The sequence below is a fragment of the Stenotrophomonas sp. YJH_SMC_20 genome (assembly GCF_059367845.1).
On sequence record NZ_JCAFRG010000001.1, the window covers coordinates 114,894 to 136,436 of the forward strand.

Below are 21,543 nucleotides of genomic sequence, written 5' to 3' on the forward strand. Positions count from 1 at the left end.
CAACGGTCGGCACCCACCGGACGAAGGCCGTGCCGAGCGCCGGCTCGGCGCTACAGTTCCGGCACATCCCGCCGATACCGCGCAGCAGGTCTTTCAGCATGGTGGATGGCAGGTGGTTCGCACATTTTCGATCGCGGCGATGCTGGTCGCCAGTACGCCGGCCTTGGCCGAACCCAGCAGCTCCCTGCAGATCCGGCTGACCGTGGTCGACTCCTGCAGCGACGACACCGGTGGCGCGCGCTGTACGGCGCCGCACCAGCGCAGCGATACACCCCAGCTGCCATCCCAGGTGCGCGAGCTCGCACCACCGGCGACGGACGAGAACGCAACACCCGCCGTGACCCTCATCTACTGATGCGCGCGCTGCTGATCCTGCTTGCACTGCTGGCGCGGCCGGCTGCTGCGCTTGAGGTATTGCCTACCACCCTGCAGCTGCCGGCCGAAGGCGGCCGCGCCGAGCTGTGGCTACGCAATCCCGGGCCCGGCCGCTGGCAGGGCCACGTGCAGGTGCTGGCCTGGGATCAGCAGCTGGACGCCGAACGACTGCAGCCCAGCGACCAGATCCGGGTCAGCCCGGCGCGGCTGGATCTCGCCCCGGGCGGTACGCAGCGCGTCTGGCTGCTGCCACGCGATCCGGCCGCGGCAATGGGTGAACAGGCCTACAGGATCGTGCTGACGCCGGCGCTGGCAGGGCTGCCGCGCTACTCGCTACCGCTGTTCCGGGGCGCCGCGGCGCCAGTGCTGCACGCCCGCCTGCAGGGTCGGATCGAGGCCCTGGGGTCGCAGCCTGCGTTGCGACTCAGCAACTGCGGTACGCTGCACGGCCGCCTGCACGACCTGCGTTTCATCGCGGCGGACGGCCAATCGACAGTGCTGGTGGGCGGGCTGGCCGGCTACATCCTCGCCGGCCATGAACGACGCTGGCCCCTGCCCGCCCGCGCGGACAGTTACGCAGGTGGCCGCTTCCGGGCACGCCTGCAGGACGGCCGCGAGGTCGATCTGGCCGCATCTGACCCCGCAATTGCAGCGAGCGCCCGCAGCGGGCTATAATCGTCGGGATTCCTGCCGCCTGCGTGCGCGGGAACCCGTCCACACCGGACGTCACCGGTGAATCCACACCTGCTGCCCCCATCCGTGCCGGGGTGCTCCGCAAGGAGTTCGGCCACGGAGGCAACAGGGAAGCCCAACCCCGGAACCGATCGCGCTTCCACGCGTCCCGCATACCTATTCCCGCGGGCGGAATCGCTGGTTCCATATCAGGAGTATTGCAATGCCCCAGGTCACCATGCGTCAGATGCTGGAAGCCGGCGTCCACTTCGGCCACCAGACCCGCTACTGGAACCCCAAGATGGCTCCGTACATCTTCGGCGCCCGCGGCAAGATCCACATCATCAACCTGGAAAAGACCGTCCCGCTGTTCAATGACGCGATGAACTTCATCTCGTCGGTTGCCCAGAAGCGCGGCACCGTCCTGTTCCTGGGCACCAAGCGCAGCGCCCGCGAAACCATCAAGGAAGAAGCCGAGCGTTGCGGCATGCCGTTCATGAACCAGCGCTGGCTGGGCGGCACCCTGACCAACTTCCGTACCGTCAAGCAGTCGGTTGCCCGCCTGAAGGAACTGGAAGCCGGTGAAACCGACGGCACCTTCGAGAAGCTGGTCAAGCACGAAGTGCTGGGCCTGCGTCGCGAGCGCGACAAGCTGGAAGCCTCGCTGGGCGGCATCAAGGACATGAACCGCCTGCCGGACGCGATCTTCGTGATCGACATCGGCCACGAAGACATCGCGATCAAGGAAGCCAAGAAGCTGGGCATCCCGGTCATCGCCGTGGTCGACACCAACTACAACCCGGAACTGGTTGATTACGCCATCCCGGGCAACGACGACGCCATCCGCGCTGTGCAGCTGTACGCCCGCGCCGCTGCCGACGCCGTGCTGGAAGGCAAGGCTGCTGCTCCGCACGCCGCTTCGGTGCGTGAGGAAGAGTTCGCTGAAGCCGCTGCCGAAGGCGAAGAGAAGCCGGCCCGCCGCGCTCCGGCCAAGAAGGCTGCCAAGAAGGGCGACGACGCCCAGGCCTGATCCAGGCCACAGGGTGGACGCCCGGCGTCCACCCTCCTGCACGCAGCCCTTGGCGCGTGACAGGACCGTGTCACACGGGCCGGCCACCATGCCGGCCCAACCCCTTTCTTTCGTGAGGTAATCCCGTGGAAATCACTGCTTCCCTGGTCAAGGAACTGCGCGAGCGCACCGGCGCCGGCATGATGGAATGCAAGAAGGCGCTTACCGAAGCCAACGGCGACATCAACGCCGCTGCTGAAGCCATGCGCAAGTCCGGCGCTGCCAAGGCCGACAAGAAGGCTGACCGCGTGGCCGCCGAAGGCCGCCTGGGCCTGGCCCAGGATGGCGGCAAGGCCGTGCTGGTCGAAGTCAACTCGGAAACCGACTTCGTCGCCAACGACGACAACTTCAAGACCTTCGTCAACGCCGTCGCCGCTGCCGCCCTGGCATCGGGCGCCAACGACGTGGAAGCCGTGAAGGCTGCCACGCTGGCCGATGGCCGCACCGTTGAAGAAGCCCGCGCCACCGCCGTGCAGACCCTGGGTGAGAACATCCAGATCCGCCGGATGGTCAAGGTCGACACCACCGGCAACATCGGCGCCTACGTCCACACCAACGGCAAGGTCGGCGTGCTGGTTGACCTGATCGGCGGCGACGTCGAGCTGGCCCGCGGCCTGGCCATGCATGTGGCCGCGCTGAAGCCGCCGCACAACAAGGCTGCGGACGTTCCGGCCGACTTCGTCGAAAAGGAAAAGGAAATCGAGCTGGCCAAGATGTCCGAGAAGGACAAGGCCAAGCCGGCCGAGATCCTGGAAAAGATCATCAGCGGCAAGATCAACAAGATCGTCAGCGACGTGACCCTGTACGGCCAGACCTACGTGCTGGGCGACACCACCGTCGAGCAGGTGGTCAAGGCCGCTGGCGCCGATGTGGCTGGCTTCAAGCTGCTGATCGTCGGCGAAGGCATCGAGAAGGTGGTGGAAGACTACGCCGCCGAAGTTGCCAAGGCGATGCAGGTCTGATTCCAGCCCTCCGGCTGTGAAGCGACCAGAAGGAGCCGCGGGAAACCGCGGCTCTTTTTTTGTACCCACTGCATCGGTGGGTGGGCACCGTTGGTGCGCGCACTGACGCCAGGCACAGCCCGATATCAGGGCTCTTTGCGTTGCGCGCGAATCAAGCCGATACTCGGCGCAGGGAATCCACAGTCGCGTAGCAGGAAGGAAAATCGCGGACTGTGATGCATTCCTAGGTATTCTTGTCCTAATGGAATTGAACGACCCGACATGCCTCCCGAGCTGACAGCTGCCCTGGCGCTCTGCCGCAACCTGCCCTCGCCGCCCGGTATTGCCCTGCGCATCATCGAGCTGGCACAGGACCCGGAAGCGGATATCGCCACCGCCGCCGACATCATCGCCATCGACATGGCGCTGAGCGCTCGCATGCTGCGCATCGCCAATTCGCCGCTGTACGCCAGCCGCCGCCGCATCGAGAACCTTGGCCAGGCACTGACCATGCTCGGCCTTAACGCCACAATCAGCCTTGCCCTGGGTTTCACCGTCACCCAGGGCCTGACCGGCGGCGCAGGCGCCGACCACGACCTGCGCCAGCGCGCGTGGAAGCGCAGCATTCTCAGTGCACTGGCCGCCAGCCAGCTGGGCCAGGCCCGCGGCCTGCGCCGGCTGGAGGAACTGATGCTGGCCGGGCTGCTGCAGGACCTGGGCGTGCTGTGCCTGGCCCAGGCCGAATCGGAGCGTTACCTGCCGCTGCTGCGCGAAGCCCGTGACAACACGGACCTGGTCGCCCGCGAACGCGACGCGCTCGGCTGCAGCCACGCCGATGTCGGCGCCTGGGTGGCCGAGCAATGGGGCCTGCCACGCTATCTGGTTGAGAGCATCAGCCACAGCGAGGACGACGACGCCGCCGATTCGCCGTTCCAGGCCTGCGTGCAGCTGTCCGGCGCCGTTGCCGACATCTGGCTGGACGATGACGCCGATGCCGCCCGCGAGCGCGCCCTGCACCAGGTGCATGAGCGGCTGGAACTCGACAGCGCCCGTTTCGACCAGGTGCTGACCCGCATCAGCGAGGCCCTGCCGGATATCGCCAGCCTGTTCGAGGCCGGCCTGAACTCGCCCTCGCGGGTCCGCGAGCTGATCGACCACGCGCAGGAGCTGGCCACCCTGCGCAACCTGCGCGAGCTGCAGGATGCCGAGCAGGCACGCCGCCGCGCCGACGAATTCGAGGCGCGGGCCAAGCGCCTGGCTGACCAGGCCCACCGCGACGCCCTGACCGGCGTGCTCAACCGGCGCCAGCTGGAGGCGGTGCTCGAGCAGGAGTTCCTGCGCGCCGGGCGTCAGGGCTGGCCGCTGTCGGTGGCCTTCATCGACCTGGATGACTTCAAGAAGATCAACGACGCCCACGGCCACCTGACCGGCGACGAGGTGCTGCGCGCCTTTGCCGGCAAGCTGCAGGGCCAGCTGCGCCATAGCGATACCGTGGCCCGCTTCGGCGGCGAGGAATTCGTCGCGCTGCTGCCCAATACCAGTGAGTCCGTGGCCCTTGACGTAATCCGGCGCGTACTGGCCAACATCGTCGCCACGCCGATGGCCGAACTGGAGGGAGGGCCGCTGTTCGTCACCTTCTCCGCCGGCGTGGCTACCCAGGGCGGCTACGAGCGCTTTGCCGACGTGCAGGACCTGCTGCGCGCCGCCGACGACGTGCTGTACCGCTCGAAGAACCTGGGCCGTAACCGGGTGATCGCCCGCTCCCCCGGTGCGCTCGGCCACGACGAGCTTTCAGCCACCGCCGGCGCCGAGCTGGGCTGAACGGGACGCCCTGCATGACCGGGGCGGATGGCAGGATTTCGCGCCGCAGTGCACAAAACACTTTGGCCCTACGCCGCATGCGCGTAGAATCCCCCGCGATTTCCACGCACCCGAGGTCCCCATGTCCAAGCTCGCCTATCGCCGCATCCTCCTGAAACTGTCCGGGGAGGCGCTGATGGGAGATGAGGACTACGGCATCGACCCGAAGGTCATCAACCGCCTGGCCCGTGAGGTCATCGAAGCCCAGCAGGCCGGTGCCGAAGTGGCACTGGTGATCGGCGGCGGCAACATCTTCCGCGGCGCCGGCCTGGCCGCTGGCGGCATGGACCGGGTCACCGGCGACCAGATGGGCATGCTGGCCACGGTCATCAACGCCCTGGCCATGCAGGACGCCCTCGAGAAACTGGGCGCCAAGGCCCGCGTGATGAGCGCGATCAAGATCAACGACGTGTGCGAGGACTACATCCGCCGCCGCGCCATCCGCCATCTGGAAAAGGGCCGCCTGGTGATTTTCGCCGCTGGCGTCGGCAGCCCGTTCTTCACCACCGACTCCGGCGCCGCGCTGCGCGCGATCGAGATCGGCGCCGACCTGCTGCTGAAGGCCACCAAGGTCGATGGCGTGTACGACAAGGACCCGAACAAGCACAGCGACGCGGTCCGCTTCGACAGCCTGAGCTACGACGAAGTCATCCGCCGCGGCCTGGAAGTGATGGATACGGCGGCCTTCGCGCTGGCCCGCGACAGCGACCTGCCGATGCGCGTGTTCGACATGGGCCAGCCGGGTGAGCTGCTGAAGATCCTCAGCGGCGCGAACATCGGCACCCTGGTCCAGGGCCGCGACCCGGCCTGAGCCTGAGCGCCAGGCGAGCTCCGGGCCGATTCAGGCCCGGCAGCGTCCCGTATTCGCCTATAATCGCCCGATTCCAGTTACACCCAGGACCCGGCGATGCTCAACGACATCAAGAACAACGCGCAGACGCGCATGGCCAAGAGCATCGACGCTCTGAAGCACACCCTCACCTCGATCCGCACCGGCCGCGCCACCCCGGCCCTGCTGGACCGTGTCACGGTCAGCGCCTATGGCAACGCCAGCACCCCGCTGAACCAGGTCGCGTCGATCTCCAACGCCGACGCGCACTCGCTGCTGGTCACGCCGTTCGACAAGGGCATGATCAAGGAGATCGAAAAGGGTCTCTACAACGCCGAATTCACCCCGAACACGCTGGGCACTGCGATCCGCATCAACATGCCGCCGCCGACCGAAGAGCGCCGCAAGGAGCTGGTCAAGCAGGTGCAGAAGGAAGGCGAAGGCGCGAAGATCGCGATCCGCAACATCCGCCAGGACGCGAACAAGGAAATCGCCAAGCTGGTCAAGGACAAGGCGATCAGCGAAGACGAGAAGAAGCGCGGTGAAGACGACATCCAGAAGTTGACCGACACCAACATCAAGGACGTCGACAAGGTCGTTGCCGACAAGGAAAAAGAACTGCTGTCGGTCTGAAGTCGATGCCTTCAGTCCCACCTCCGTTGCCGGCCGCCCTGCCCCGCCACATCGCCATCATCATGGATGGCAATGGGCGCTGGGCACAGCAGCGCCGTCGTCCGCGCGTGATCGGCCACCGGGCCGGCGCGCGCGCGGTCAACCGCACCATCGAGCGCTGCCTTGAACTGGGCATACCGGCGCTGACCCTGTTCGCGTTTTCCAGCGAGAATTGGGGCCGGCCGCAGGAAGAAGTCGATGCCCTGATGAAGCTGTTCCTCGGCGCGCTCGACCGTGAAGTGGACGAGCTGCATCGGCGTGGCGTGCGCGTTCGCTTCATCGGCGAACGCGAGCGCTTCGGTGCAGGGCTGGTCAGCCGCATGCAGCTGGCCGAGCAGCGCACCGCCGACAACACCACCCTGACCCTGTCGATCGCCGCCAGCTACGGCGGCCGCCAGGACATCGCCCGCGCCGCGCGCGCCCTGGCCGTCGAAGTGGCGGCCGGTCGCCTTCTGCCCGAGCAGATCGATGAATCGCTGCTGGGCAGCCAGGTGGCCCTGGCCGACCTGCCACCGCCGGACCTGTTCATCCGCACCGGTGGCGACACCCGCATCAGCAACTTCCTGCTGTGGCAGCTGGCCTATACCGAGCTGTGGTTCACCGATGCCCTGTGGCCGGACTTCGATGCCGGGCAGCTGCAGCAGGCGCTGGACGCCTATGGCAGACGTGAGCGTCGTTTCGGCCTGACCAGCGCCCAGATCGCCGCACTGGCCACCGAGACTTCCAGCCCATGACCAAGATCCGAGTCCTTGCCGCGCTGATCATGGCGCCGGTCGCCATTGCCGCGATCCTGCTGCTGCCGACCCAGTGGCTGGCAGCGGCGGCCGCTGCGGTGCTGCTGATCGGCCTGTGGGAATGGCTGAAGCTGGCCGGCATCGAAGACACCCTGGCGCGTACCGTGCTGCTGGTACTGAACCTGCTGCTGATGGTGCTGCTGGTCTGGGCCGATGGCAGCACGCTGGTGCTGTTCCAGATCACCACCCTGGCCGGCGTGGCCTGGTGGCTGGCCGCGCTGGTCTGGTTGCGCTTCTTCAACTTCGGTGCGCAGCCGTCGGCACCCTCGCGCATCGTGAAGATGCTGGCCGGTACGCTGGCCATCGTTCCGGCCTGGGCTGCGCTGGTGCTGATCCATGCCGGCGGCGATCCGCCGGGCAGGCAGGGCCACCTGTGGCTGCTGGCTGCGCTGGCACTGGTCTGGGCGGCCGATTCGGGCGCCTATTTCGCCGGTCGTCACTTCGGCAAGCACAAGCTGGCCCCACGGATCAGCCCCAACAAGACCTGGGAAGGCCTGTTCGGCGGCCTGCTGGCCGGTGTCGCCGTGGCCCTCGGCCTGGGCTGGCTGGCCGGCATCGACGCCGGGCACCTGCCAGGCCTGCTGATCACCTCGGTGGTGGCCGTGTTCGCCTCGGTGCTGGGTGACCTGTTCGAAAGCCTGATCAAGCGCCACGCCGGTGCCAAGGACTCCGGAAACCTGATTCCGGGCCATGGTGGTGTGCTCGATCGTGTCGACGGTGTCCTGGCTGCCGTGCCGGTGTTCGCACTCGGCAAGGAAATCTTCGGATTCTGACCATGAATGCTGTCGCAGACCTGCGCCGGGTCGCCGTGTTCGGCGCCACCGGCTCGATCGGTGCTTCCACGCTGGACGTGATCGCCCGCCACCCGCACCGCTACCAGGCCACGGTGCTCGCTGCCGGCCGCCAGGTGCAGGCGCTGCTGGCACTGTGCCGCCAGCACAGGCCAGCGCACGCGGTCATCGCCGACGAAGCGCTGTTCACCGAACTGCGCGACGGCCTCCGCGATGCCGGGCTGTCCACCGAGGCGCATGCCGGCCATGCCGCGCTGGACCAGTTGGCCGCCAGTGACGCCTGCGACACCGTGGTCGCCGCGATCGTTGGCGCGGCCGGGCTGTCTTCCACCCTGGCCGCAGCCGCCGCGGGCAAGCGCATCCTGCTGGCCAACAAGGAATCACTGGTACTGGCCGGTGAGCTGCTGACCCGCACCGCTGAACGCGCGGGCGCCGAGATCATCCCGATCGACAGCGAACACAGCGCAATCTTCCAGTGCCTGCGCTCACGCGATGCCAGCGTTGATGGCGCCGGCGTGCGCCGGATCCTGCTGACCGCCTCCGGCGGCCCATTCCGTGGCCGCAGCCGCGACGAACTGGCCCAGGTCACCCCGGCCCAGGCCGTTGCCCACCCGAAATGGTCGATGGGGCCGAAGATCTCGGTCGATTCGGCGACGTTGATGAACAAGGGCCTGGAAGTCATCGAGGCCCACCACCTGTTCGGCGTACCCGGCGAACGCATCGAGGTACTGGTGCACCCGCAGAGCCTGGTCCATTCGCTGGTCGAGTTCGTTGATGGTTCGACCCTGGCACAGATGGGCCTGCCGGACATGCGCACCACCCTCGCCGTTGGCCTGGGCTGGCCGCAACGCATCGAATCGGGCGTGGCCGGGCTGGATCTGCTGGTCCAGGGCCGGCTGGATTTCGAGGCCCCGGACACGGACGCGTTCCCCTGTCTGGCGCTGGCCTGGCAGGCCATGCAGGCCGGCGGCACCGCACCGGCGGTGCTGAACGCCGCCAATGAAGAGGCGGTTTCAGCGTTTCTTCAGGGCCGGATCGGTTTCCTGACCATCCCGAAGCTGGTTGCTAACGCTCTTTCAACACTGCCGACCCAGCCAGCCGATACACTGGAGGTCCTGTTGTGCGCCGACCAGCGGGCACGCCAGCTCACCCTGAACGCCATCGACGCCGCCTGAACGACTGCCTCGCCCAGCATGACGCCGCCGCCCCTGCCCGCCATTGTGAGCCTGCATGACTGACTTCATCGGATCGGTCTGGTGGATGATTGTCAGCCTCGGGCTGCTGGTCACGTTCCACGAGTTCGGGCATTACTGGGTCGGGCGCCTGTGCGGGGTCAAGATCCTGCGCTTCTCGGTCGGCTTCGGCCGGCCGCTGTGGTCGCGACGGGACAGGCACGGCACCGAGTTCGCCATTGCCGCCATCCCGCTCGGCGGCTACGTGAAGTTCCTCGACGAACGCGAGGTTGAAGTCCACCCCCACGAGCGCGGCCAGGCCTTCAACCACAAGAGTGTCTGGCAGCGCATTGCCATCGTTGCCGCCGGCCCGATCGCCAACCTGCTGCTGTGCATCCTGCTGCTGTGGGCGATGTTCGTGATCGGCAAGCAGGATTATTCGCCGACGATCGGCCGTGTCAGCGGCATCGCTGCCAGTGCCGGGCTGGCCAGCGGTGACCGCGTGCTGCGCGTGGACGAGCGCCCGGTCGTTACCCTCGGTGAAGCCAGCATGGCGCTGACCGCGGCCGCGATGGACCGCCGCGACGTGAGGCTGGAGGTGCTGGATACGGCTGACCAGGTACGCATGCGCACTCTGCCGCTGTCGCAGCTGCCGGCAGGTTTCGATGAGCGGCGGGTGCCGATCCTGGCCGGCCTGTACTGGCAGTCGTGGCTGCAGCCGGCGCTGGTCGACTCGCTGACGCCGGATTCGGTGGTGGCCGGGCAGCTGCAGCCGGGGGACCTGATCGTGGCCATTGATGGCCAGCGCATCGATGGTGCCGATCAGGTCATCGGCGAGATCCAGACGCTGGGCCGCGCCGGCGGCCCTGGCATGATCGAGGTCCTGCGCGGCGGTGAACGCCTGGCGCTGGAAGTCACCCCGCGCCAGGGCAAGGATTCCAGGGGTGAACCGACCTGGCAGATCGGCGTGCAGTTCCCGACTTCGTTCAGCCCTCCCTACGACACCCTGCTTCGCTATGGCCCGCTCGACGCGGTCACCGTGGCTGTGCGCGAAACCGGCCGCCTGGCGGCAGATTCGCTGGGCATGATGGGCCGAATCGTCACCGGCAAGGCCTCGCTGCAGAACGTGTCCGGGCCAGTCACCATCGCCCGGGTGGCCAATGTCTCGGCCAAGCGCGGCCTCGACTGGTTCCTGCAGTTCCTTGCCCTGCTGTCCCTCAGCCTGTGCATCATCAACCTGCTGCCGATCCCGATCTTGGACGGCGGCCACCTGCTGTATTACCTTATCGAGTTGGTCAAGGGCAGCCCGCTGAGCGAGCGTGCCATCGCCGCCGGCCAGTACATCGGCCTGGCGTTGCTGGCCGGGCTGATGGGGTTGGCGTTCTACAACGACATCCTCGGCCTGGTCCCGCGATGAACTTTTCCACGTTGTTGCCGTCTACAGCGTCGGCATCCCGCACCAATGAAATCGACCTTCCTACCGGACGTGACATGACGCGACTCCCCAATCGCCGCCTGCTGGCCCTCGCCCTTGCCGCCGTCACCGGCGCCCCCGCCCTGGCCCAGGCAGCCGAGCCCTTCACTGTCAGCGACATCCGCGTCGACGGCCTGCAGCGCATCAGCTCGGGCACGGTGTTCACCTACCTGCCGGTGGAACGTGGCGAGACGGTCACCGACAGCAAGGTCGGCGAGACGATCCGCGCCCTGTACAAGACCGGCTTCTTCGAGGATGTGCAGCTGGACCGACAGGGCAGCATCCTGGTAGTGACCGTCAAGGAACGCCCGGCGATCAACAAGCTGACCGTGACCGGCAACAAGGACATCAAGTCCGAGCAGCTGCTCAAGGGCCTGTCCGACATCGGCCTGACCGAGGGCGGCACCTTTGATCGGCTGAGCCTGGACCGCGTGACCCAGGAACTTCGCCGCCAGTACAACGACCGCGGCAAGTACAACGTCGAGATCACCCCCACGGTGAGCCCGCTGGACCGCAACCGCGTGGACATCGCCATCGCCATCAAGGAAGGCAAGGCGGCCAAGATCCGCCACGTCAACCTGGTGGGCACCGAAAAGTTCGAGAGCAAGGACATCCTGGAAACCTGGGAGTCCAAGGAGCACAACTGGGCGTCCTGGTACCGCCGTGACGACCAGTACTCCAAGGAAAAGCTGTCCGGCGACCTGGAAAAGCTCAATTCCTGGTACCTGGACCGCGGCTATGTCGACTTCAGCATCGATTCGACCCAGGTGTCGATCAGCCCCGACAAGCGCGACATGTTCCTCACCGCCGGCGTGACCGAAGGTGCGCAGTACAAGATCTCCGAGATCAAGGTCAGCGGCGACACCATCCTCCCGCAGGAGGACGTCGAGCGCATGGTGATCCAGAAGTCCGGCGATACGTTCTCGCGTGCGCTGCTGGAGTTCAGCTCGGACACCATCACCAATTCGCTGTCCAACATCGGCTACGCGTTCGCCAAGGTGAACCCGATCCCGACCACCAACCGCGCCGAGCAGACCGTGGCGATCAACATGCAGGTCGTGCCCGGCCCGCGCGTGTCGGTGCGTCGCATCCTGTTCCGCGGGAACACGCGTACGTCCGACGAAGTGATGCGTCGCGAAATGCGCCAGTTCGAGAACAGCTGGTACTCGCAGGCCGCGATCGATCGTTCCAAGATCCGCCTGCAGCGCTTGGGCTACTTCGAATCGGTGGACGTCGAGACCCCGGCCGTCAGCGGCAGCAACGACCAGGTCGACGTCGTCTACAACGTCAAGGAAACCACCTCGGGCAGCTTCGTGTTCGGCCTGGGTTACTCGCAGTCCTACGGCATGACCACGTCGGTGCAGCTGTCGCAGAACAACTTCCTCGGCGGCGGCAACCGCGTGTCGGTCGAAGCCTCGCGCAGCAGCTACCTGCAGCGTTACGGCTTCAGCTACACCAACCCGTACTTCACCGATGATGGCGTCTCGCTGGGCTACAACCTGTCCTGGCGCGAACTGGACTACTCCGACTTCAACACCGCGCAGTACAACAGCACCAACGGTGCCGCGCAGGTGGTGTTTGGCGTGCCGCTGACCGAGACCGATACCGTCTCGCTGATGTTCGGCATCGACAGCAACCAGATCACCACTTACCAGGGCTCGACCCCGCAGTCGATCATCGACTACATCAACGCAGTCGGTAAGCGCACCTTCCACGCATGGCGCACCGAGCTGGGCTGGGCGCGCGACTCGCGCAACGACTACTTCATGCCCACGCGCGGTACCTACCAGCGCATCGGCCTGGAAACCACGCTGCCGGGTTCGACCATCGAGTACTACAAGCTGAACTACCAGATCAGCAAGTACTGGCCGATCATGCCGTCGCTGGTGATCAACACCCGTGCCGAAATCGGCTACGGTGATGCCTACGGCAACGACTACACCCGTACGCTGACCAATCCGGATGGCACCACCCGCACCGTCACCGCCAGCGGCCTGCCGTTCTTCGAGAACTTCTACGCCGGTGGTACCAACTCGGTGCGCGGCTTCGAGGACAACACACTCGGCCCGCGCGAAGTCACCACCGGTTATCCGGAAGGCCAGCCGCTGGGTGGTTCGCTGAAGACCGTCGGCTCGGTGGAGGCCTACTTCCCGCGCCTGTTCGACAGCCCGTCGGCGCGTGTGTCGGCCTTCGTCGACTTCGGTAACGTGTACACCGGCGTGGACAACTTCAAGGCCAACGAGCTGCGCGTGTCCACCGGTGTGGCCCTGCTGTGGCGCGCCCCGGTCGGCCCGATCTCGATCAGCTACGCCTTCCCGCTGAAGAAGGAAGACGATGACAAGATCGAGCGCCTGCAATTCACGTTCGGTGGCCAGTTCTGAGGAACTCTGTTCCTCAGAACTGATCCACCTCCGGTGAATTGCCCGCGCATTTCACCTATCCCCCGCGCCGCTGGCGCGCCCCCCTTAACAAAGGGGGGCTCTCCACCAGACGGGGCGCGAAGCGCCGGGCATTGCCCGGCGTTTTCGTTTTACTTGCTCGCCGCCGCCGTTACTTCCCGCGCTCGCGTGAAATCATCTGGTGATGGCGCAGGGGGCTGACCAGGACCGTTGGCGCCATGGGCCCGAGGCATGCCTCGGGCGGGTTGGGCAGGACCCCCAACCCCGGTCTTGCCGTGTGCGCAGGACAGCGCACACGAGCAAGGCGCCATCGAGCCCCCAGGGATGGGTCTACGGCGTGTCCTGGGCAGCCCCCTGCGCCATCACCCCGGGACATCAGCCAGGCGCCGCTTTTGACCCCGCATGACCGCAATGGCGTCACACGTTAAACTCCCGCCGTGAATACTCCCACCTACACCGCCCAGCAACTCGCCGAGCAGTTCGGCCTGCAGGTCCATGGCGACCCCGCCACCGCCATCCATGGCGTGGCCACCCTCGCCCATGCCGGTCCTGGCCAGCTGACCTTCCTTGCCAACCCGCGCTACCGCGCCCAGCTGGCCGACAGCCAGGCCTCGCTGGTGGTGCTGCGTGCCGAAGACGCCGAGTCCGCTCCCGGCGCCGCGCTCGTCGCCAAGGACCCGTACACCACCTTCGCCAAGATCGCCGCGCTGTTCGACATCGCGCCGACCCGTCCGCCGGGCATCCACCCCAGCGCGGTGATCGACCCCAGTGCCCAGGTTGCGGCCAGCGCGCACATCGGTCCGTTCGTCTCGGTCGGTGCGCGCAGCGTGGTCGGCGAGAACTGCATCATCGGCGCCGGCAGCGTGATCGGCGAGGACTGCAGCCTGGATTCCGGCTGTGAGCTGATCGCCCGGGTCACCCTGGTCACCCGGGTCCGGCTGGGCAAGCGCGTGCGCGTGCATCCCGGTGCCGTGCTCGGCGCCGACGGCTTTGGCCTGGCGATGGACGCCGGCAAGTGGATCAAGGTGCCGCAGCTCGGCGGCGTGCGCATCGGCGACGATTGCGAAATCGGCGCCAACACCTGCGTCGACCGTGGCGCGCTGGAAAACACCGTGCTGGACGAAGACGTACGCCTGGACAACCTGGTGCAGATCGCGCACAACGTGCAGATCGGTGCGCATTCGGCCATCGCCGGTTGCACCGGCATCGCCGGCAGCGCCAAGATCGGCCGCTATTGCCTGCTCGGCGGCCACGTCGGCGTTGTCGGCCACCTGGAGATCTGCGACAAGGTCGTGATCACCGGCAAGTCGGTGGTCCGCAATTCCATCCATGAGCCGGGCGAGTACTCATCCGGCACCCCGTTGACCGACAACCGTACGTGGCGCAAGAACGCCGCGCGTTTCAAGCAGCTGGACGCATTGGCTCGCCGCGTCCTGGCTGCTGGCAAGGAGAAAGAATGAACGATTCGCTGCAGCTTCCGATCGACGTCTGCCAGATCCAGGAACTGCTTCCACACCGCTACCCGTTCCTGCTGGTGGACCGGGTGCTTGAACTCGACGTCGAGGCCAAGCGGATCCTGGCGCAGAAGAACGTCAGCATCAACGAGCCGTTCTTCCAGGGCCACTTCCCGGGCCGCCCGATCATGCCCGGCGTACTGATCATCGAAGCGCTGGCGCAGGCCGGCGGCGTGATGACCCAGCTCACGCTTGGCCGCGATGCGCAGTCCAAGCTGTTCTACATGGTCAAGGTGGAAAACGCCCGCTTCAACAAGCAGGTCGTCCCCGGCGACGTGCTGATGCTGGACGTGCAGATGAAGCGCCTGATCCGCAACATGGGCTGGTACTACGGCGAAGCCAAGGTCAACGGCGAAGTCGTCGCGTCGGCCGAGGTCATGTGTGCCGGCGCCAAGGGCTGATCCACTGGAGGCAGCAATGACTGACAACGCACCGCGGATCCACCCCACCGCCGTCATCGACCCGGCCGCACGCCTGGCCGACGATGTCCAGGTGGGCGCCTTCACCCTGATCGGCCCCGACGTTGAGATCGGTGCCGGTACGGTGGTGGGCCCCCATTGCAGCATCCACGGCCCGACCCGGATCGGCCGCGACAACCGCTTCGTCGGCCATGCCGCGATCGGTGGCGAGCCGCAGGACAAGAAGTTCGGCGGCGAGCGCACCGAACTGGTGATCGGCGACCGCAACGTGTTCCGCGAGTTCGTCACCCTGAACCGTGGCACCGGCGGCGGCGGCGGCATCACCACCATCGGCAACGACAACTGGATGCTGGCCTACACGCACGTGGCGCACGACTGCCATGTCGGCAATTTCTGCGTGTTCTCCAACAACACCACCCTGGCCGGCCATGTGACCGTGGGCGACTACGTGATCATCAGCGGCTTCGCCGGTGCCCACCAGTTCTGCCGCATCGGCGCGCATGCCTTCCTCGGCATGGGCGCGCTGACCAATGGTGACGTACCGCCGTTCACCATGGTCGGTACTGATTCGCTGGGACGCCCGCGCGGCATCAACAGCGAAGGCCTGAAGCGACGTGGCTTCGACGCTGACCGCATTTCGGCCATCAAGCGTGCCTACCGCACGCTGTACGTGGCGGGCCTGCCGCTGGCAGAGGCCAAGGTGCAGCTGACCGAGCAGGCGCGTGACAGCGACGACGTAAAGGCGATGCTGGACTTCATCGAGCACGCCGAGAGGCCCCTGCTGCGATGAGCAGCACGACCGGCCAGGCGCCGGCCGGCGCCGCAGTGATCCCGCTGGCCTCGATGACCGGCAGCGTCCCGGCGCAACGGGTGCTCAGCGAGCGCCCGTTGCGGATCGCGCTGGTGGCCGGCGAGGCCTCCGGCGATCTGCTCGGTGCGGGCCTGGTCCGCGAACTGAAAGCGCGCTTCCCGAATGCCGAGTTCGCCGGCATCGGTGGCGACGCCATGCGCAGCGCGGGTTGCCAGACCTGGCACGATGCCAGCGAGCTGGCGGTGATGGGCCTGACCGAAGTGCTGCGCCACCTGCCGCGCCTGCTCAAGCTGCGTTCGGCGTTCCGCCAGCGTGCGCTTGACTGGCAGCCGGACGTGTTCATCGGCATCGACGCCCCCGACTTCAACCTGGGTATCGAGCGTTGGCTGAAGCAGCGTGGCGTGAGCACCGTGCATTACGTCAGTCCCTCGGTCTGGGCCTGGCGCGAAAAGCGCGCCGAGAAGATCGGCAGCAGCGCCGACCTGGTGCTGTGCCTGTTCCCGATGGAGCCACCGATCTATGCCAGGCACGGCATCGACGCGCGCTTCGTCGGCCACCCGATGGCCGATGACATTCCGCTGCAGGGCAATCGCGAGGAAGCACGCGCCGCGCTCGGACTGCCGGCCTCGGCCAAGGTGCTGGCAGTGTTGCCGGGCAGCCGCCTGGGCGAGATCTCGCGCCTGGGCGAACCGTTCTTCGAAGCCGCCTGGCAGGTCTCCGAACGCATTCCGGGCCTGCATGTGGTGGTGCCTGCCGCCAACCCGGCCTGCAGGGAACTGATCGAGGAACAGCTGTCGCGCTCGGCGCTGCCGGTGGCCTATTCGCATGTGCTGGATGGCCAGGCGCGCAACGCGATGATCGCCGCCGACGTGGTGGTGCTGGCCTCCGGTACCGCGACCCTGGAGGCCATGCTGGTGAAGCGGCCGATGGTGGTCGGTTACCGCGTCAACGAACTGACCTATCGACTGGTGAAGGCGCTCGGCCTGATCAAGGTCGACCGCTTCGCCCTGCCCAACATCCTGGCCGGGCAGGACCTGGCACCGGAACTGATGCAGCACGACTGCACGCCGGACAAGCTGGCCGCGGCCATCCAGCAGTGGTTCGACCACCCGCAGCGGGTGACCGATCTGCAGGATGCCTACGTGCGCCTGCACGAGCGGCTGCGCCGCAACGCCTCGGCGCGTGCCGCCGACGCCGTTGGCGAACTGCTGATTCGCGACCAGGCACAGGCATGAGCCGCCGTCACGCCGCCGCAGCCAGCCTGACCCTGTTCGACGGTGCGCCCGTGGTCGAGCCGGAGCGCCTGGTCGCTGGCGTCGACGAGGCAGGCCGTGGCCCACTGGCCGGGCCGGTCGCGGTGGCAGCGGTGGTGTTCGACCCGTCGCGACCACGGATCAACGGCCTGGATGACTCCAAGCAGCTGACCGCGGCCCGCCGCGAGCAGCTGCATGACCGCATCATCGAGCGCGCCCTGGCCTGGCATGTGGTGCTGGTGGACGTGGACACCATCGACCGCCTGAACATCTACCAGGCCACCCTGCAGGGCATGCGTGACGTCGTTGCAGCGGTCGCCCATGTGGCCGGCTTCGCGCGCATCGACGGCAACGTGGTGCCCAAGGGCCTGGCACTGCCGGCGCAGGCGCTGGTCGGCGGCGATGGCATCGACCGCGCGATCATGGCCGCCTCGATCCTGGCCAAGGTCTCGCGCGACCGCTACATGCAGGAGGTGCATGCCCGCCATCCGAAGTACGGCTTCGAACAGCACAAGGGCTACGGCACCCCGGCCCACCTGGCCGCCCTGCGCGAGCACGGCCCCTGCATGGAGCACCGCCGCAGCTTCGCTCCGGTGCGTGAGTGTCTGGACCTGACGCAGGCGGCGGCCATCGCCTGAGCCAGCTGGAGTTGTAGTGCCGAGCCCATGCTCGGCTGCTGTGGACAGCCGAGCATGGGCTCGGCTCTACAGAAGGCGGTCTCCCGCACGCCTGAATCCGGCGCCACGCCGTGCCCCTGTCAAGCCTTGTGGCAACCCCCTGCCCTCGCTACCCTGACCGGGCATTCCAGCGCTTCCCGACCCCGGCGACGAACCTCCGTCAGCACCCGGGGCCCGCGCGCTCCAACCTGGTCCGGCATGTCCAACTCCCGCTTCGTACATCTCCACGTCCACACCGAGTTCTCGCTGGCGGACTCCACCATCCGTGTGCCGGCCAAGCCGGACCAGGCGGACCCGAAGAAGGCCAAGCAGGCCAACCTGCTGTCGCGCTCGGTCGAGCTCGGCCTGCCGGCGCTGGCGGTGACCGACCTCAACAACCTGTTCGCCCTGGTCAAGTTCTACAAGGCCGCCGAAGGCGTGGGCATCAAGCCGATCGCCGGTGCCGACGTGCTGATCGCCGAGGAAGGCCAGGACCCGTGGCGGATGACCCTGCTGTGCCGTGATCGCGAAGGCTACCTGAGCCTGTCGCGGCTGCTGACCCGCGCCTGGATGGAAGGCCATCGCCCCGAAGGCGGCGTAGCCATCCACCCGGACTGGCTGAAGGCCGGCAACGCCAACCTGTTCGCGCTGGCCGGCCGGCAGAGCCTGGCCGGACGCCTGGCGCTGGACGGCAAGCATGAGCTGGCCGAGCAGCAGCTGGCCGACTGGCAACGGGTGTTCGGCGATGGCCTGCACCTGGAGCTGACCCGCACCGGCCGCGAGGGCGAGGAAACCTTCAACCAGTTCGCGCTGATGGCTGCGGGCCAGCGTGGCCTGCCGGTGGTGGCCAGCAATGACGTGCGCTTCCTGTCGCCCTCCGATTTCAGCGCGCATGAGGCGCGCGTGTGCATTTCCACCGGCCGCGTGCTGGACGATCCCAAGCGTCCGCGCGAGTACAGCGACCAGCAGTACCTGAAGTCGGCCGAGGAGATGTGCGCGCTGTTCGCCGACATCCCCGACGCGATCGACAACACGCTGGCGCTGGCCGAGCGCTGCAACATCGAGATGCGGCTGGGCACCTACTTCCTGCCCAACTACCCGGTGCCCGACGACGAAACGTTGGATACCTGGATCCAGAAGATGTCGCGCGAGGGCCTGGAAGAGCGCCTGGAGAAGAATCCGCTGGCGCCGGGCAAGACCCGGGAAGAGTACTTCGAACGCCTGGAGTTCGAGCTCAACACCATCATCAAGATGGGCTTCCCCGGCTACTTCCTGATCGTGGCCGACTTCATCCAATGGGGCAAGAACCAGGGCATTCCGATCGGCCCCGGCCGCGGCTCGGGTGCCGGTTCACTGGTGGCGTGGGCGCTGAAGATCACCGACCTGGATCCGCTGCCGTACAACCTGCTGTTCGAGCGCTTCCTCAATCCGGAACGCGTGTCGATGCCCGACTTCGACATCGACTTCTGCATGGACCGCCGCGACGAGGTGATCGACTACGTCGCGCGCAAGTATGGGCGCGAGCGCGTCAGCCAGATCATCACCTACGGCACCATGGCCGCCAAGGCGGTGGTGCGCGACTCCGGCCGCGTGCTCGGGTTCCCGTACGGCCTGGTCGACGGCGTTTCCAAGTTGATCCCGAACATCCTGGGTATCCACCTGAAGGATGCGCTGGGCAGGGGCAAGGAAGGCCCGAGCTCGGAAATGGCGTCGCCGGAACTGATCCAGCGCTACGAGACAGAGGACGATGTCCGCGACCTGATCGACCTGGCGCTGCAGCTGGAAGACCTGACCCGCAACGCCGGCAAGCACGCCGGCGGCGTGGTGATCGGGCCCGAGCCGCTGAGCGAGTTCTGCCCGCTGTATGCGGAACACGACGAAAATGGGCTCGGCAAGAACCCGGTCACCCAGTTCGACAAGAACGACGTGGAAGAAGTGGGCCTGGTGAAGTTCGACTTCCTCGGCCTGCGCACGCTGACCATCATCGACTGGGCGGTGAAGGCGATCAACAAGCGCCACGAACGCGCGGGCATTCCGCCGGTCGACATTGCCGCGATCCCGCTCGACGATGCGCCCACCTACAAGGACATCTTCGCCAACGGCAACACCGGCGCGGTGTTCCAGTTCGAATCCTCGGGCATGCGCCGCCTGCTGAAGGACGCGCGCCCCGACCGTTTCGAAGACCTGATCGCGCTGGTGTCGCTGTACCGCCCTGGCCCGATGGACCTGATTCCTTCGTTCAACGCGCGCAAGCACGGCCAGGAAGAAATCATCTATCCCGATCCGCGCACCGAAGCGATCCTGAAGGACACCTACGGCATCATGGTGTACCAGGAGCAGGTGATGCAGATGGCGCAGATCGTCGGCGGCTACTCGCTGGGCGGCGCCGACCTGCTGCGCCGCGCGATGGGCAAGAAGGTGCCGGCGGAAATGGCCAAGCACCGTGAGATCTTCCGCGAAGGTGCGGCCAAGGGCGGCGTCGATGGCCCCAAGGCCGACGAGATCTTCGACCTGATGGAGAAGTTCGCCGGCTATGGCTTCAACAAGTCACACGCCGCTGCATACGCACTGGTCAGCTACCAGACCGCGTGGCTGAAGCGCCATTATCCGGCCGAATTCATGGCGGCCACGCTGTCTTCGGACCTGGACAACACCGACAAGGTGGTCGGCTTCCTCGACGAGGTGCGCAACCTCGGCCTGACCGTGCTGCCGCCGAAGGTGAACCAGTCGGCCTTCATGTTCGAAGCGGTCACCCCGGACACGATCCAGTACGGCCTGGGCGCGATCAAGGGCGTGGGCCAGGGCGCCTGCGAAGCGGTGGTCGAGGAACGACTGAAGGGCGGCCCGTTCAAGGATCTGCTGGACTTCTGCACCCGCGTCGGCTCGGCCAAGCTCAACCGGCGCACGCTGGAAGCGATGATCAACTGCGGCGCGCTCGATGAGCTCGGCCGCAACCGTGCCTCGCTGATGCTGCAGTTGCCGGAAGTGATCAAGGCCACTGATCAGATGGCACGCGAGCGTGCGTCCGGACAGAACTCGCTGTTTGGCGGGCCCGACCCGAGCACCGTTTCGATCCAGCTGGACCTGCCAGAAGCCGAAGAATGGCCGTTGCTGCAGCGCCTCAACGGCGAGCGCGACACGCTGGGCTTCTACCTCAGCGGCCACCCGTTCGATCCCTGGCGCGACGATGTGCGCGATCTGGTAGGCAACGACCTGGGTTCGGTGGAGAAAATCTGGAGCGCCAACAGCGGTGGCGGCGGTGGCGGCGAGAAGCGCTGGCGCCCGGAGGTGCAGACCGTGCTGGCAGGCCAGGTGGTCGGCGTGCGCCGCAAGGGCGAAAGCCAGATCTTCATCCAGCTGGAGGATGGCCGCGGCCGCGTCGAGTGCAGTGCGTTCTCTGATGCAATGGCCGAGTTCGGCCACCTGATGACCAAGGACCGCATCCTGGTGGTCAAGGGCGGCCTGCGCGAGGACGAGTTCAACGGTGGCTACGCGCTGCGCATCCGCCAGTGCTGGGACTTCGACGAAGTCTGCGCCAACTACGCCACGCGGCTGTCGCTGCGCCTGGACCTGCGCCAGCAGCGCCCGGTCTGGGAGCGCATCAATGCCCTGCTCGACCGCCATCGCCCGGGGCGCACGCCGCTGCGCCTGGACCTGCTGCTGAAGGGCCCGCACGGCGGTGTCGCCGGCATGCTCGATGTCTCCGGGCAGAACGCGGTACGCATCGATTCCAAGCTGATGGAGGCGCTGCGCGCCGACCCGGCCGTACGCACGCTGAAGGTGCGCTACAGCCCGCCGTGGGCCAGCTGAGGCTGGCTCCTTCGTGTTCCTGTTTTCCCGTT

Annotated in this window: 18 protein-coding genes; 17 read left to right on the plus strand and 1 reads right to left on the minus strand. The window is 66.8% G+C overall.

The genetic code is table 11. The features are described 5' to 3' along the window. Nucleotides 1-93 precede the first annotated feature (93 nt). Complete coding sequence (locus tag AC5P6A_RS00530) at nt 94-348, minus strand: hypothetical protein (RefSeq protein ID WP_164143964.1); 255 nt, start codon at nt 346-348, stop codon at nt 94-96. A 6-nt stretch (nt 349-354) separates the two neighbouring features. Here AC5P6A_RS00530 and AC5P6A_RS00535 point away from each other — a divergent pair, with 6 nt between their 5' ends. The 17 genes from AC5P6A_RS00535 (at nt 355) to dnaE (ending at nt 21,511) form a co-directional block, all read left to right on the plus strand. Then, on the plus strand, nt 355-1,050 hold the full coding sequence (locus AC5P6A_RS00535) for a fimbrial biogenesis chaperone (protein WP_171952261.1): 696 nt from the start codon (nt 355-357) through the stop codon (nt 1,048-1,050). 220 nt (nt 1,051-1,270) lie between these two features. After that, entirely contained in the window at nt 1,271-2,077 is an 807-nt protein-coding gene (gene rpsB, locus AC5P6A_RS00540; RefSeq protein WP_005408748.1) for a 30S ribosomal protein S2, read from the plus strand. 125 nt (nt 2,078-2,202) lie between these two features. Further along, on the plus strand, nt 2,203-3,078 hold the full coding sequence (gene tsf, locus AC5P6A_RS00545) for a translation elongation factor Ts (RefSeq protein ID WP_019659120.1): 876 nt from the start codon (nt 2,203-2,205) through the stop codon (nt 3,076-3,078). 261 nt (nt 3,079-3,339) lie between these two features. Then, on the plus strand, nt 3,340-4,878 hold the full coding sequence (locus tag AC5P6A_RS00550) for a sensor domain-containing diguanylate cyclase (RefSeq protein WP_021204144.1): 1,539 nt from the start codon (nt 3,340-3,342) through the stop codon (nt 4,876-4,878). A 121-nt stretch (nt 4,879-4,999) separates the two neighbouring features. Next, nucleotides 5,000-5,728 (plus strand): UMP kinase, encoded by a 729-nt coding sequence (gene pyrH / locus AC5P6A_RS00555; protein WP_019659122.1) that lies wholly within the window; start codon nt 5,000-5,002, stop codon nt 5,726-5,728. 96 nt (nt 5,729-5,824) lie between these two features. After that, complete coding sequence (gene frr, locus AC5P6A_RS00560; RefSeq protein WP_019659123.1) at nt 5,825-6,379, plus strand: ribosome recycling factor; 555 nt, start codon at nt 5,825-5,827, stop codon at nt 6,377-6,379. A gap of 5 nt (nt 6,380-6,384) precedes the next feature. Continuing rightward, the gene (uppS, locus tag AC5P6A_RS00565; RefSeq protein WP_019659124.1) at nt 6,385-7,152 is read left to right on the plus strand and encodes a polyprenyl diphosphate synthase; all 768 of its coding nucleotides are present in this window, start codon (nt 6,385-6,387) and stop codon (nt 7,150-7,152) included. Then, nucleotides 7,149-7,985, plus strand: coding sequence for a phosphatidate cytidylyltransferase (locus tag AC5P6A_RS00570; protein WP_019659125.1), 837 nt, complete (start codon nt 7,149-7,151; stop codon nt 7,983-7,985). Before uppS ends, AC5P6A_RS00570 begins: the two co-directional genes overlap by 4 nt. 2 nt (nt 7,986-7,987) lie before the next feature. Next, a complete protein-coding gene (locus tag AC5P6A_RS00575; protein WP_346714692.1) occupies nt 7,988-9,178 on the plus strand; it encodes a 1-deoxy-D-xylulose-5-phosphate reductoisomerase in 1,191 nt (396 codons plus the stop codon). Nucleotides 9,179-9,233: 55 nt separating this feature from the next. Next, nucleotides 9,234-10,592, plus strand: a complete 1,359-nt coding sequence (gene rseP, locus AC5P6A_RS00580) for an RIP metalloprotease RseP (protein WP_021204146.1) — start codon at nt 9,234-9,236, stop codon at nt 10,590-10,592. A gap of 74 nt (nt 10,593-10,666) precedes the next feature. Further along, entirely contained in the window at nt 10,667-13,030 is a 2,364-nt protein-coding gene (gene bamA / locus AC5P6A_RS00585) for an outer membrane protein assembly factor BamA (protein WP_021204147.1), read from the plus strand. 455 nt (nt 13,031-13,485) lie between these two features. Beyond that, nucleotides 13,486-14,508 (plus strand): UDP-3-O-(3-hydroxymyristoyl)glucosamine N-acyltransferase, encoded by a 1,023-nt coding sequence (gene lpxD / locus AC5P6A_RS00590; RefSeq protein WP_180877842.1) that lies wholly within the window; start codon nt 13,486-13,488, stop codon nt 14,506-14,508. Further along, the gene (gene fabZ, locus AC5P6A_RS00595) at nt 14,505-14,963 is read left to right on the plus strand and encodes a 3-hydroxyacyl-ACP dehydratase FabZ (protein ID WP_005415845.1); all 459 of its coding nucleotides are present in this window, start codon (nt 14,505-14,507) and stop codon (nt 14,961-14,963) included. Before lpxD ends, fabZ begins: the two co-directional genes overlap by 4 nt. A gap of 16 nt (nt 14,964-14,979) precedes the next feature. Continuing rightward, entirely contained in the window at nt 14,980-15,771 is a 792-nt protein-coding gene (gene lpxA, locus AC5P6A_RS00600; RefSeq protein ID WP_005415844.1) for an acyl-ACP--UDP-N-acetylglucosamine O-acyltransferase, read from the plus strand. 53 nt (nt 15,772-15,824) lie between these two features. Next, nucleotides 15,825-17,027 (plus strand): lipid-A-disaccharide synthase, encoded by a 1,203-nt coding sequence (gene lpxB, locus AC5P6A_RS00605; protein ID WP_229301618.1) that lies wholly within the window; start codon nt 15,825-15,827, stop codon nt 17,025-17,027. Beyond that, entirely contained in the window at nt 17,024-17,683 is a 660-nt protein-coding gene (gene rnhB, locus AC5P6A_RS00610; RefSeq protein WP_021203671.1) for a ribonuclease HII, read from the plus strand. Before lpxB ends, rnhB begins: the two co-directional genes overlap by 4 nt. A 237-nt stretch (nt 17,684-17,920) precedes the next feature. Beyond that, nucleotides 17,921-21,511, plus strand: a complete 3,591-nt coding sequence (gene dnaE, locus AC5P6A_RS00615; RefSeq protein ID WP_155029201.1) for a DNA polymerase III subunit alpha — start codon at nt 17,921-17,923, stop codon at nt 21,509-21,511. The last annotated feature ends 32 nt before the right edge of the window (nt 21,512-21,543 follow it).